Source organism: Serratia sp. NPDC087055, from assembly GCF_044900985.1.
Taxonomy (GTDB): domain Bacteria; phylum Pseudomonadota; class Gammaproteobacteria; order Enterobacterales; family Enterobacteriaceae; genus Serratia.
On record NZ_JBJDOG010000001.1, the window covers coordinates 1,087,288 to 1,100,828 of the forward strand.

Annotated in this window: 9 protein-coding genes; 8 read left to right on the forward strand and 1 reads right to left on the reverse strand. The window is 51.8% G+C overall.

What is annotated here, in order from left to right:
- Window positions 1-10 precede the first annotated feature (10 nt).
- From ACI2J2_RS05200 to ACI2J2_RS05230, 7 genes are all read left to right on the forward strand, one after another.
- Entirely contained in the window at window positions 11-1,003 is a 993-nt protein-coding gene (locus tag ACI2J2_RS05200) for a carbohydrate ABC transporter permease (RefSeq protein WP_209633558.1), read from the forward strand.
- Complete coding sequence (locus tag ACI2J2_RS05205; RefSeq protein ID WP_404759578.1) at window positions 1,000-1,845, forward strand: carbohydrate ABC transporter permease; 846 nt, start codon at window positions 1,000-1,002, stop codon at window positions 1,843-1,845. Before ACI2J2_RS05200 ends, ACI2J2_RS05205 begins: the two co-directional genes overlap by 4 nt.
- 32 nt (window positions 1,846-1,877) lie before the next feature.
- Window positions 1,878-3,239, forward strand: a complete 1,362-nt coding sequence (locus tag ACI2J2_RS05210; protein ID WP_209633554.1) for an alpha-glucosidase — start codon at window positions 1,878-1,880, stop codon at window positions 3,237-3,239.
- Between the two features lie 63 nt (window positions 3,240-3,302).
- Window positions 3,303-4,418 carry an ABC transporter ATP-binding protein gene (locus tag ACI2J2_RS05215; RefSeq protein ID WP_209633552.1) on the forward strand — a complete coding sequence of 372 codons (1,116 nt, stop codon included), beginning with the start codon at window positions 3,303-3,305 and terminating at the stop codon, window positions 4,416-4,418.
- Between the two features lie 20 nt (window positions 4,419-4,438).
- Window positions 4,439-6,133: an alpha-glucosidase gene (locus ACI2J2_RS05220; protein WP_404759579.1), complete on the forward strand. Its 1,695-nt coding sequence runs from the start codon at window positions 4,439-4,441 to the stop codon at window positions 6,131-6,133.
- A gap of 1,052 nt (window positions 6,134-7,185) precedes the next feature.
- Window positions 7,186-8,463 (forward strand): lysine N(6)-hydroxylase/L-ornithine N(5)-oxygenase family protein, encoded by a 1,278-nt coding sequence (locus ACI2J2_RS05225; RefSeq protein WP_265553317.1) that lies wholly within the window; start codon window positions 7,186-7,188, stop codon window positions 8,461-8,463.
- 69 nt (window positions 8,464-8,532) lie between these two features.
- Complete coding sequence (locus ACI2J2_RS05230; RefSeq protein WP_209633545.1) at window positions 8,533-9,411, forward strand: ATP-grasp fold amidoligase family protein; 879 nt, start codon at window positions 8,533-8,535, stop codon at window positions 9,409-9,411.
- 105 nt (window positions 9,412-9,516) lie between these two features.
- Here the strand turns inward: ACI2J2_RS05230 and ACI2J2_RS05235 are convergent, their stop codons facing one another.
- Window positions 9,517-11,649, reverse strand: a complete 2,133-nt coding sequence (locus ACI2J2_RS05235) for a TonB-dependent siderophore receptor (protein WP_404759580.1) — start codon at window positions 11,647-11,649, stop codon at window positions 9,517-9,519.
- Between the two features lie 414 nt (window positions 11,650-12,063).
- Here ACI2J2_RS05235 and ACI2J2_RS05240 point away from each other — a divergent pair, with 414 nt between their 5' ends.
- Window positions 12,064-13,506, forward strand: coding sequence for a diguanylate cyclase (locus ACI2J2_RS05240; RefSeq protein WP_209633541.1), 1,443 nt, complete (start codon window positions 12,064-12,066; stop codon window positions 13,504-13,506).
- Window positions 13,507-13,541 lie beyond the last annotated feature (35 nt).

Genomic DNA, 13,541 nt, shown 5'->3' on the forward strand with positions numbered 1-13,541 from the left:
AGTCAGACGCATGAAACGCGAGACGCACGCTTTATCCCTAACGGCGGCGCCGGCACCGAAGGCGGAACGTTCCGCCAGGCGCCGCACGTTGAATCATCAGCAACGGCGTAGTCGCATCGCCTGGCTCTTGGTGGCACCGGCAATGCTGTTGCTGGCAGTCGTCGCGGGTTGGCCGCTGCTGCGCACGCTGTTTTACAGCTTTACCGACGCCATGCTGGATGCGCCAGATGACTACCGGTTTGTCGGTTTTGCCAATTATCTGGACCTGACCGAGGGCGGGCATCATTACGGCGTGCTGGCGGATCCACTGTGGTGGTTGGCCGTAGGCAATACTCTGCGGTTTAGCCTGCTGTCGGTGTCATTGGAGCTGGTGTTTGGCATGTTGCTGGCGTTGCTGATGCATCAGAAATTCCGCGGTCAGGGGCTCGTGCGCACTGCGATTTTGGTGCCCTGGGCCATTCCGACCATCGTGTCCGCCAAAATGTGGGGCTGGATGTTTCACGATCAGTACGGTGTGGTCAATGACCTGCTGCTCAAGACCGGCATCATCTCGACCCCATTGGCCTGGGTGGCGGAGCCGGGGTTGTCGATGTGGGCGGTGGTGATTGCCGATGTCTGGAAAACCACACCCTTCATGGCCTTGATGCTGCTGGCCGCGCTGCAACTGATCCCGGGGGATTTATACGAGGCGGCACGGGTCGATGGTGCCAATGCCTGGCAGCGGTTTCGCCGCATCACCTTGCCGCTGATCATGCCGGCGATGATCGTCGCGCTGATTTTCCGGGTCATGGACGCATTGCGGGTGTTTGATCTGATCTATGTGCTGACCTCCAACAGCGAGGCTACGGTATCTGTGTCCGGCTATGCGCGCGATCGCATGGTCAGCTATCAGGAAATGGGATCCGGCTCGGCAGCTTCCGTGTTGGTATTCATGATGGTTGCGGGCATCGCTGCGTGTTTCCTCACGCTGAGTCGCCTGAATGACAAGGGGAAACAGGCATGAAACTGAGCCGCCAACAGCAACAAAAGGGTCATAAGATACTGATATTCGCCAGCGCCGCGTTGGCCAGCATCATCTGTCTGTTTCCGTTCTACTACGCGCTGATCACCTCATTGCGTCCGGGGCAGGACCTGTTCCAGGTTGCCTATCTGCCGAGCCACCTGAATTGGGGCAATTATCTGACAGCCTTGATGGATAACGGCATTGCTCGCAGCTTGTTGAACTCTATCGTGGTGGCAACGCTGACGGTCGGTATCTGTCTGCTGGTATCGATTACCGCCGCGTTTGCCCTGGCGCGCATTCGTTTTCGCGGTCGCAAATATCTGCTGTTCACCATTTTGTGCGTCTCAATGTTCCCGCAGGTGGCGGTACTGTCCGGCATGTTCGAGTTGGTGCGCTTTATGGGGCTGTATGACTCCCTCGGGGCGTTGGTGTTGTCCTATACCACCTTTTCATTGCCCTTTACCGTCTGGGTACTGACCACCTTTATGAAAGCGATCCCGGCAGAATTGGAAGAGGCGGCGATTGTCGACGGCGCAAGCACCTGGACCATCATCACCCGTATCTTTGCACCCATTATGGGGCCGTCGCTAGTGACCACCGGACTGCTGGCATTTATCGGCGCATGGAATGAATTCATGTTTGCCCTGACGTTTGTCATCTCCAGCGGCAAGCGCACCGTCCCTGTGGCGATCGGCATGTTGCAGGGCGCCTCTCAATTCGAACTCCCCTGGGGCACCATCATGGCGGCCTCGGTCATCGTCACACTGCCGATCATCGCACTGGTTCTGATTTTCCAGCGCCGAATCGTCAGCGGATTAACCAACGGCGCAGTAAAAGGCTGATTTTCGATTAACCCTGAAGCAGGAGAAAAGTAATGGCTACAAAAATCGTTTTAGTGGGAGCAGGCAGTGCACAATTCGGTTACGGCACGCTGGGGGATATCTTCCAGAGCAAAACGCTGTACGGCAGTGAGATTGTGCTGCACGACATCAACCCGGCCGCACTGGCGGTGACCGAGAAAACGGCCCGAGACTTTTTGGCCGCTGAAGATCTGCCCTTTACGGTGAGCGCCACGACCGATCGTAAAACCGCGCTGCGGGGCGCAGAGTTTGTGATTATCTCCATCGAAGTGGGCGATCGCTTTGCGCTGTGGGATCTCGACTGGCAAATTCCGCAGCAGTATGGCATTCAGCAGGTGTATGGTGAAAATGGCGGCCCTGGCGGTTTGTTCCACTCGCTGCGGATTATTCCACCGATCCTCGACATTTGCGCTGACGTTGCCGACATTTGCCCCAATGCCTGGGTATTTAACTACTCAAATCCGATGAGTCGCATTTGTACTACCGTGCATCGCCGCTTCCCGCAGCTCAATTTTGTCGGTATGTGTCACGAAATTGCGTCGCTTGAGCGCTATCTGCCGGAAATGCTCGGAACGTCATTCGACAATCTCACGCTGCGTGCCGCCGGGCTCAATCACTTTAGCGTCTTGCTGGAGGCCAGCTACAAAGACAGTGGTCAAGATGCTTATGGCGACGTGCGAGCCAAGGCGCCGGACTATTTTTCCCGTTTGCCAGGCTACAGCGACATCCTGGACTACACCCGTACTCACGGAACATGGGTTCAGACAGAAGGCAGCACCGAGCGGGAGGCGCTGGGTGGCAAAGACAGTGCCTATTCTTGGGCCGATCGCACCCTGTTTAAAGAGATTCTGGAGAAATTCCATCACTTGCCAATCACCGGCGACAGCCACTTTGGCGAGTATATTCGTTGGGCGAATGAGGTCAGCGATCATCGCGGCATCCTCGATTTCTACACCTTCTATCGCAATTACCTGGGCCATGTGCAGCCGAAAATCGAATTGAAACTGAAAGAACGCGTGGTGCCGATCATGGAAGGGATCTTGACGGATTCCGGCTATGAAGAGTCGGCGGTGAATATCCCCAACCTGGGGTTTATTAAACAGTTGCCGGCGTTCATTGCCGTCGAGGTGCCGGCCATTATCGATCGCAAAGGGGTGCATGGCATAAAAGTGGATATGCCGGCAGGCATTGGTGGCTTGCTCAGTAACCAGATTGCTATCCACGATCTGACCGCCGATGCAGTGATTGAAGGCTCGCGCGATTTGGTGATCCAGGCACTGCTGGTGGATTCGGTCAACGACAAATGCCGGGCAATCCCTGAACTGGTCGATGTGATGATCTCACGCCAGAGCCCGTGGCTCGATTATTTGAAATAAGCCGGATAACGGGGCGTGAACTCGCGCCCCGTTAATGCCAACTGCGATGCGAACGGGAGGAATATGGCGCAACTCACGCTGGAAAAACTGCAAAAACGCTATGGCGCTAACGCAGAGGTCATCAAGTCATTGGATTTGCACATCAACAGTGGGGAATTTGTGGTGATTGTTGGCCCCTCCGGCTGCGGAAAATCCACCTTGTTGCGGATGATCGCTGGGCTGGAGGAGATCAGCAGCGGCGGCATGTATATCGATGGTCACTACGTCAACGACGATACGCCGGCAGAACGCGGCATTGGCATGGTATTTCAATCTTATGCGCTTTATCCGCACATGAGTGTCTATAAAAACATGGCGTTTGCACTGGAGTTGGCGGGCCATTCGGCCGAAGAGATCGACCGACGCGTGCGCGACAGCGCCCGTATTTTGCAACTTGAACCCTTGTTGGAACGCCGACCGAAAGATCTTTCCGGTGGGCAACGGCAACGGGTTGCGATTGGTCGCGCCATTGTCCGCGAGCCCAAATTATTTTTGTTCGATGAACCGCTTTCCAACCTGGACGCATCGCTGCGGGTACAAATGCGCATGGAAGTGGCTTCGCTGCATAAGCGGCTGGGGTCGACCATTATTTATGTTACCCACGATCAGGTGGAAGCCATGACGCTGGCAGACCGCATTGTGGTGTTGAACCAAGGCCATGTTGAACAGGTGGGCACGCCGCTGGAACTTTATGACCAGCCGGCCAACGAGTTTGTCGCACAGTTTATCGGGTCGCCAAAGATGAATCTGATCCCGGCGATTTTACGGCGCGCCGGTGAAAGCCAAAGCGTGGTCGAGCTGGATAACGGCAAGGCGCTGGTGCTGCCGATTGCTACACCCGCTGAGGCAGAAGGCCAGAGCGTAAACGTCGGTATTCGTCCGGAACATATTCGCGGTGGGGAGCATGCAGAGTGCGAGTTTCAAGGCGAAGTGATGTTTGTTGAACACATGGGCAATGAAACCTACCTCTATCTGGATAACGGCAATGCCGGCGAACCCTGGGTGTTGCGCAACCCTGAACGCTCGGCTATTGAGGCCGGTGATACCGTGGGCGTTCGCCTGCCGGTGGAGTGTTGTTATCTGTTCGATCGTCAGGGGCGGGCGTTTCAGCGCATTCTGGCGTCGGAAAAGACGCATTAATTGAGTAAAGGAAACGGGATATGGGCGGCGGACAAAAGGTTCGGTGGTGGAAACAGGCGGTGGTTTATCAAATCTACCCGCGCAGCTTTATGGATTCCAACGGGGACGGTATTGGCGATCTGAATGGCATTACGGCCAAGCTGGATTATTTGCAGTGGCTGGGCATAGACGTGATTTGGATCTGTCCGATGTACCGTTCGCCAAACGACGACAATGGCTACGATATCAGTGATTATCAGGCCATAATGACGGAATTTGGCACCATGGAGGATTTTGACCGTCTGCTGTCAGAGGTGCATGCGCGGGGGATGCGGTTGATACTTGATTTGGTGGTGAACCACACGTCTGACGAACACCCGTGGTTTATTGAGTCACGATCATCCCAATCGAGCGCCAAACGTGACTGGTATATCTGGCGCGACGGTAAAAAAGGGGCGGAACCCAACAACTGGGAGAGCATTTTTAACGGTTCGGCCTGGAAGTATGATCCTGGCAGTGAACAATACTTTTTGCACCTGTTCTCTGAACGTCAACCTGACCTGAATTGGGAGAACCCAGAGGTGCGTACGGCGCTGTACGACATGATGCGTTGGTGGCTGGATAAGGGCATTGATGGATTCCGTATCGACGCCATCTGCCATATGAAAAAGCAGCCGGGGCTGACGGATATGCCCAACCCGCTGGGCCTGCGTTACGTGCCGTCGTTCGAACGTCACCTGAATTATGACGGCCTGCTCGATTATGTCGATGACCTGTGTGAACAGGTGTTCAACCGTTATGACATCATGACCGTGGGGGAAATGAACGGTGCTTCGGCAGAGCAGGGCGAAGATTGGGTGGGTGAACAGCATCACCGGTTGAATATGATTTTCCAGTTTGAGCACGTCAAGCTGTGGGAAACACGGCATCAGCAGGCGCCGGATGCAGGCATGGACGTGATGGGGCTAAAAAGCATCTTTACCCGCTGGCAGACATTGCTGGAAGGGAAAGGATGGAATGCACTGTATGTCGAAAATCACGATATTCCCCGCGTGGTGTCGAAATGGGGCGACGATAAGCAGTATTGGCGCGAAAGTGCTACCGCCATCGCCACGATGTATTTTTTAATGCAGGGAACCCCCTTTATTTATCAGGGACAGGAGCTGGGGATGACCAACACCCGCTTCGACGGCCTGGCTGATTTTAACGATGTTGCTGCCAGAAACCGCTTTGCCATGTTGCGCGAGCAAGGGATGGACGAGGCACACATCCTGGCGTTTCTGGGCCGCAGTGGGCGCGATAATTCGCGTACGCCGATGCAATGGGACGACGGTCCCAATGCCGGTTTCAGCCGTGCCGAACCCTGGTTTAGGGTGAATGCCAACTACGCGCAAATCAACGTGGCGCGTCAGCGAGAAGAACCTGATTCAGTGCTGAACTTTTACCGGGCGTTAATTCGGCTGCGTAAACGGGATCCCGTGTGGGTCTACGGCCGATACCAATTACTCCTGGCGGCACACCCGCAAATATATGCTTACACCCGCACCCTGGATGAGCGGCAGGTATTGGTGTTGTGCAATTTGAGTCGCGAATCTTTGCAGATAGATCCGCATGTGTTGGCCTTGGATAAGGGGCAACGGTTATTGGGCAATTATTGTCATTATGATGAGCAACAATGCCTACGTCCTTATGAGGCTCGGATATACCAATGGCCTGACGCCTCCAGTTTTGATTAAACCATCACGCATTTTCCCGAATACAGCGATTGTGTTCGGGGAATACCCTTCAGATATTTACCCATAATTCATGGCCACTCTGCAATACGCACCGAATCACAACACACTCTCACCATCGCTTCTTACACCAAAGATTAAAATACGGTCTGGTTATCCAGCAAGATCTGGAACTATGTTAGCAAGGAAACTACTGGAAATTAAAAATCCTACGCCTGAGTGATGGATAAAAAATCGCACGAAATGTTCCTTTTGTATTCTTGGTCGTTGCTCTTTTTTAGCGGAACAGGTTTCGCTCGTTTATTTACGTCAATTAAGTATCCACATCGCATCGCAGCAAGAGAAAATTTTGCAAAATGTGCAAGACAAGGCATAAGTGAGCGGAATCTGTACAGATCTCGCCGTGTCAGGGACCGAAGGACTCCTGATTCATTTGTTTTTCATTTCAAGTCATTGATAATAAATGAGTATTTGTATTTTGTGATGCATGCCATTAATGGGGCGTATCTACAATGAAGCTTAAACAAAAGTGAAGTTTTATGATTTTTTTACGATTTCACTTTTAATTTTACATTAACAACGCTCGGAAGGGCGTTGATATTATCTTTTTTCACATGCCAGGCAGCCGCTTTAGCGCTAGTCTGGTTAGGCAATGTCTCATTAAGGATGATGCTATGTGGAATAGGGAGATTAACATAGGGACATGTTATGAAATCCTTTGTTAACCTGTTTTTTATTTCCTCAAGATCATTTCCCTAAGCATTCTTTTTTTATGACTCTGCAACGTCTATTTAAAATGAAAGTGAGTTATCAAAAGTAAGATATGTTGGCTCTTTTGTGAGCGTGAGATGACGGGATACTATGACCATTATAATACCCTGCCCAATGACCGTTATGGTATGACGCGTGGGGAAAAGGGTAATGGTGTCGATTTGAATTAAGACTTTCGCCTTGATGGGTAATTATCCTAATGCCATGCATGATGATAGTTGCGTTATTTCCAAGGCCACAAATAGAGCGCTATAAATCTAATTATTTACTCAGGAGCACACTCAATGAACCAGTGTTTGGACTTTATCGGTATTGGCATCGGTCCGTCCAACCTCAGCATTGCGGCACTTGGAAGCGAAATCGCAGGGTTTAATTGCAAATTCCTCGAGCGTAAACCGCATTTTTCTTGGCATCCAGGCATGATCCTGGCGGACTGCAGTATGCAGACCAACTTTTTGAAGGATTTGGTGACGGCCGTTGCGCCCACCAACCCTTACAGTTTTCTCAACTATCTGGTGAAAAGAAAGAAATTTTACCGTTTCCTCAATACAGAGCAACATACCGTTTCGCGCGAAGAGTTTGCCGATTATCTCAGTTGGGCGGCAACGGGCCTGCCGTCGCTGGCATTCAACCAGGACGTCCAGGCCGTGAGTTTTGATGAAAATCAGCGGCATTTTGTTGTCACCACCCAGAATGATGTGTTTTACGCGAAGCATGTCTGTGTCGGTATTGGCAAAAAAATCAAATTGCCAGACTGTGTGACCCAGCAAAATGATCGGTGTTTCCACGCGAGTGAAATGATGTTCCGCAAACCCAATCTGAAGGGGAAGCGTGTGGCAATTGTCGGCGGGGGGCAAAGCGGGGCCGATCTGTTCCTCAATATTTTTCAGGGGGAATGGGGCCAACCAGAACAATTGAGTTGGATATCTCGGCGTAACAACTACAACGCGCTGGACGAAGCTGCCTTTGCTAACGAGTACTTTACGCCTGATTACGTTGAGAATTTCTACACGCTCGGCAGTTCAGCCAAACAACACATGCTGCGCGAACAAAAAATGACGTCTGATGGGATCACCAGCGAGTCGCTTTTGGCCATTTATCGCGCCATGTATCACCAGTTTGATGTCCTTCAGAATAATCGATGGGTACGCCTGCTTCCCAGCCGTTCAGTGACGGCCCTTAACACCAAAGATAATTTTTATCAGTTAGAGACGGAACACCATCTGGATCAGGGGCGGGAAGCCTTTGATGTGGACGTGGTGATCTTTGCTACTGGCTATGAACAGGCCCGCCCCGTGTTTCTTGACGCCTTGTCCGAACGTTTTTCAACCACGGATGACGGGCAGTACCGTATTGCCCCAGATTTTACCCTTGAGCAGGAAGGGGCGCATGAGAACTGTTTGTTTGCCGTCAATGCGAGCATGCATCACCACGGTATTGCCGATCCCCAGCTCAGCCTGATGGCCTGGCGAGCCGCCCGCATTCTTAACCGGGTTCTCGGCCAAAACCAATTTGATTTGAGTACGGCCCCGGCGATCATTCAATGGCGCAGTGAGCCATAACGGCCAATCACGATGACGTTATTGAGTTCTTGTAGGGCACCGCGTTTACCCCATGATGAGACAGGTTGTATGAGAAAACACATTAATAAATTTATCATGAATCAACTGGCAACATTCTCGCCGACCTTTAAAGCGAAATACATATATAAAAAGGCCTTCGGGAAGACATTAAACTTAAACCCTCCGGCCACGTGGAACGAAAAGATAAATTATCTGAAGCTTAACGATTACAGTAACAATGCATTAATCACGCAATGTGCAGACAAATATGCAGTGAGGGAGTATATAAAAGAGAAAGGCTGTGAGGAGATCCTTAATGAACTCTATTTCGCCTGTGACTCTGTTCATGAAATCCCATGGGCGTCTTTGCCGGAAAAGTTTGTGATTAAAGGTAATCACGGTTCTGGTTACAATTTGATTTGCCAGGACAAAGGCTCGCTAGACATTGCACAAGCAGCTAAAACCATTGAAAATTGGATGGAAAGTGACTACTGGAAGGTCTATGCAGAGTTAAACTATAAGAATATTAACAAAAAAATCATTGGTGAAAAGTTCATTGCGTCATCGAGTGGTCAGGGGCCTGATGACTATAAAATATACTGCTTCCACGGTGTTCCTTACTGCACGTTGCTGTGTGTCGGCAGGGAAACCGGCACGCCGAAATATTACTTTTTTGATAAAGACTTCAAATTCTTGTGTTATAGTCAAGACTGTTTGGCACTTAGCCAGGAAGAGATTGACGCCTTTGTGAAACCTGAGGGGTATGACGCGCTCTTTGAGTACGCCAGAATATTATCTGAACCCTTTGAGTTTGTCCGCGTTGATTTCTATATCTCCAACGGCAAAGCTATTTTTGGTGAGTTGACCTTCACACCCTCCGCAGGTATTGATACGGACATGCTCGAATCAACAGATATTTTACTCGGGAAGATGCTTAACCTGAAATAACACCGTACCCACAGAGGATATGTTGTCACCCTGTGAACCCACAGGGTGTTTTTTTATCTTCTGCCGGAAGACACAACTCCCCGGACGGCATCCGGGGAGTCACGATCAGAAATCTACCGTTGCCTGCAGGCTCAGGCTGCGCGGTTCCCCCTCAATGACCCGCAGGTTACCTGCACTGGACGCATAATATTCGCGGTTGAACAGGTTTTTGACGTTCAGCTTGATCTGGGTGTGTTTGCCAACCAGCTTACTGTCCCAAGCGATAAACGCATCTGCCACCGTGTAGGCAGGCATGGTAAAACTGTTTTCCGGATCGCCTGCGCGACGGCCCACATAGCGGCCCCCTCCGCCCAGCCGTACATCACCCGGTACCGCAGGTAGCGTCATGCGGTGGCTGAGATAGAGACTCCCCATGTTGGTTGGGGCGTTCACCAGGCGGTTACCGACGTTATCCGGGCTGAGGTTATCTTCGACAATCTCGGTTTTGTCGTAACTGTAATTGGCGGTCAGATCCCAATTGCGGGCGAGTTCTCCGTTTAGCTCCAGTTCAACGCCGCTAGAGCGCGCTTTTGGAATGCTGCGAGTGACGCCGTTGATAAAGATCGACATATTGTTTTCGTCTATACGGTACAGCGCCAGCGTAGCATCGACCACTGGGGTCACTTGCCATTTACCGCCAACCTCGTAGGTAGTGCCGGTTTCAGGCGTAGCAACGTTCCCGTTGTCATCCACGGCCGTGGACGGAGTGAAAGAGCGGCTGTAGTTGGCATACAGTGAAACAGCCGGCGTGAGCTTGTACACCACACCGGCCTGCGGCAGGAATTTGTCATCCTTGTCGTTCAGCGTGTTTTTGGGGTTCTGGAAGCCATTACTGTTGTTTTGGTAATAAGACTGGTAGCGGGCGCCGAGGACGGCAATCCACTGGTCGGTTAAATGAATACTGTCTTTGGCGTAGACCGAACGACTGTACAAGGTGCTGCGTAGATTACTCAGGGCATCATTGTAAGTACTGCTGTTGGTCACCGGCGTTTCACCGTAGGCAGGATCATACATATTGAAGGTTTTTGACACCTTGCCGCGGTAGGAGTAGGCCTTGTAGGTCTCATTTTTCTCATAGTCGACGCCCACCAACAGGTCATGTTGCATGCCAAGTGCGATCGGCGACCCGATCACATCCCAGGAATAATAGTTTGTCTGGTGGTTGAAGCCGCGGTTGGCATCCGCACGGCGTGAAACAATCCCCGTTGCGGTGTCGATCGCCGTGGCACGCACTTCGTTGCTGTCGTAGCGACGTTGCATCCAGGCATAGTTGAAACGGGTGGTCCAGGTGCTGTCCAGTGCGTAGTCATAATGTGCGTTGAGGCGTTTGTTTTTGCCCCACGCGTGGTTGGCATAATCGTCCAGCCGGCGGTTATAAGGAATATCGACAGGCTTGCCATTGATAAAGGCCGTGCCGCGGTCATAAGGAATATCGTATTTGTATTCGCTGTAGGCAATGTTGAATGACGCTTTATCGCCAAACCAACTGAGTGACGGTGCAATCAGCGTATGCTCATCGGTGCCAAAATTGCGCCAGTAATCTTCGTGTTGACGCTCGGCAATAAAACGAAAAGCAAAACCGTTGCCGAGTGGTCCGGTGACGTCGACCGTGCCGCTGCCGCCACCAAAACTGTTAGTGGCACCGCTGAGGCGGGTGTTCCAGTCGTATTGCGGTTTTTTACTGATGAGGTTAATGATGCCGCCAGGGCTGAGAATGCCATACAGCAACGACGCCGAGCCTTTAAGCACCTCAACGCGGTCAGTGGTGGCGTCCATGCTCAAGCCCTGATTACTACGAACGCCGTCGATGAATACTGAACCGTCCGAGTTAACACCAAAACCACGTTTGACAAACCCGTCTTCAGTGCCGCCCAGCGTATTACCCTGTGTCACGCCACTGACGAATTTCATGGCATCGTTGACGCTTTTGACCTGGAAGTCGTTAATGACGTCAGGTGTGACAACGCTGACAGATTGCGGCACTTCGCTGAGTGGGGTGTTGGTTTTGCTGGCGGTGGACGCGCTATCCGTGCTGTAGCCCGCTGCCGGCAAGGAGCTGGTTGTGACGGTGAGCGACTCGTCCTCTGCCTGGGCGGCGGCAACAGGCAGTGCCGGTAAGACGCTGACAAGCAGGGGAATTGAACGAAAAACCTGACATTTTTTTGTTTTATTCAGACGATGACTTTCTACCTGGTGCATACAATTCCATATCAAATTAATAAATAATAACGATTATCATTTTTATTATAATTTGCATATACACGATTTGAATAGTGAATGTTTGTCTGATTGGGGGAAACGCGATCCTGGAGCTTTGCAGCCAAAACCGCGTGCTAGGCTTTGGCGCTGTGGTGAAGCGCAATCTGGCCTCGTTTAACACGACGCGCCACAGGCGAGGGAGCATGGGAATTCGGCCACTACATAACGCTACAGATTGATACATAATAGTATTTTTAAAGCGTTAATTAACTGGTGCCAACCCCGCTAAAAGTGGCAATAATATGAGTCTGGCTGCGCGTTTTACGTGCACCGTCAGGCATGGCAGACGGGCTATCCGTTGCCATTATGCAGGCTAGATTTTATCCGTATTCTTCGCAAGCCTCTGGAAGCAAGATGCACACCACCGAGTTATCTGGCGCGACAAAATTACAGCATGCAGTGATCGTTCTTTTGCTGGTGTTTGCAACCTGTATCTTTGGCATTGAAAGCCGACCTACCGGCCTTTTGGCGACATTTTGGCCGACCAATGCCGTGTTGCTGGCCGTTCTGGTGCGTTACCCTAAACTCGCCAGCCCTGTGGGGTGGGCGATGGCCATGCTGGGTTATTTGGCAGCCGATTTACTCACCGGCAGTACGCTGGGCAAAGCCCTATTGCTCAATGGGGCCAATATGGCGGGTGTGGCGGTCGGATATTATCTGTTTATGCTTTTGCCGCCGCAAATTCGTGCCCTGGAACGTACCTCGTCCAGTATTTATCTGTTTGCTATCTGCCTGGCGAGTGCGACCGCAACGGGGTTACTGGGTGCAGGGGCTTCAGTGTTGCTGTTCGGTCGTCAATATCTGCCTTCATTGGCGCTGTGGTTGTCTTCTGAGTTCACCAATTACATTACGTTAATGCCGTTTATTCTGGCTTTACCGGCAGACTGGAAAGGGTATTTGCGCAGCATTACGCAGGCAGTGACCTTGCGCAGTCAGTGGTACAACATCTGCACAAAGGTCGCCGTGTTAATCCTGCTGACGATGGCCTGTATCTGCAGCGTCGTGATTGGCGGCCCCGGCGCGGTGATTTTCCCCATGCCAATCCTGCTGTGGCTGGCGATGACGTTTTCGCTGTTCAGTACGATGATTGCCGTGTTGGCCTATGTATTGTGGTGCCATCTGGCGATTGATCTGGGGCTGATCGCTATTAATCTCGACATGACGATATTGCAAAATACGGTGTCGATGCGGTTGGGCGTGGCGCTTTTGGCGCTGGGGCCGATCGCTGTCGCCAGCATGAATTTTGCCCGAAATGCACTGCTGCGCAGGTTAGAGCACGTAGCGAACCACGATGCGCTGACCCACGTATTAACCCGCAACGCCTTTATGCAGCGTGGCACGCGCCTGGTTAGCCAAAAAGGGGAACGGGTCTGCATTATGATGCTGGATATCGACTATTTTAAATCGATCAATGACCGTTTTGGCCATGCTGGCGGCGATGTGGCGTTGTTGTCCTTTACCCGCGCCATCATGGGGGACCTGCGCGAGCACGATCTCTTTGGCCGTATGGGGGGAGAGGAGTTCGCGATCGTGGCGCCGATCGAACAACCGCAAGATGCGATGTCGCTGGCTGAGCGCTTGCGTCGACGAATTGAAATTGAATCTATCACCATGCCAGCCGGTAACCATTTGCAAATCACGGTGAGCATCGGCATGGTTACCTGCATTGGCGGTTCCGAACAGAACCTTGACAACCTGTTGAAAATCGCGGACTTAGCAGTATACAAAGCCAAAAACAGTGGCCGGAACCGGGTCGCAACGCCAGAGTTACTCCCTCGAAACACCCCCGACCTTTGAGCCCTCCGGGGGTGTAAATGGTTGCCCCCGCCAAT

What these genes read in the sequence shown, in the direction of transcription:
- ACI2J2_RS05200 (WP_209633558.1), top strand. Translation starts at nt 11, where the DNA reads ATGAAACGCGAGACGCACGCTTTATCCCTAACGGCGGCGCCGGCACCG.
- ACI2J2_RS05205 (WP_404759578.1), top strand. Translation starts at nt 1,000, where the DNA reads ATGAAACTGAGCCGCCAACAGCAACAAAAGGGTCATAAGATACTGATA.
- ACI2J2_RS05210 (WP_209633554.1), top strand. Translation starts at nt 1,878, where the DNA reads ATGGCTACAAAAATCGTTTTAGTGGGAGCAGGCAGTGCACAATTCGGT.
- ACI2J2_RS05215 (WP_209633552.1), top strand. Translation starts at nt 3,303, where the DNA reads ATGGCGCAACTCACGCTGGAAAAACTGCAAAAACGCTATGGCGCTAAC.
- ACI2J2_RS05220 (WP_404759579.1), top strand. Translation starts at nt 4,439, where the DNA reads ATGGGCGGCGGACAAAAGGTTCGGTGGTGGAAACAGGCGGTGGTTTAT.
- ACI2J2_RS05225 (WP_265553317.1), top strand. Translation starts at nt 7,186, where the DNA reads ATGAACCAGTGTTTGGACTTTATCGGTATTGGCATCGGTCCGTCCAAC.
- ACI2J2_RS05230 (WP_209633545.1), top strand. Translation starts at nt 8,533, where the DNA reads ATGAGAAAACACATTAATAAATTTATCATGAATCAACTGGCAACATTC.
- ACI2J2_RS05235 (WP_404759580.1), bottom strand. Translation starts at nt 11,649, where the DNA reads ATGCACCAGGTAGAAAGTCATCGTCTGAATAAAACAAAAAAATGTCAG.
- ACI2J2_RS05240 (WP_209633541.1), top strand. Translation starts at nt 12,064, where the DNA reads ATGCACACCACCGAGTTATCTGGCGCGACAAAATTACAGCATGCAGTG.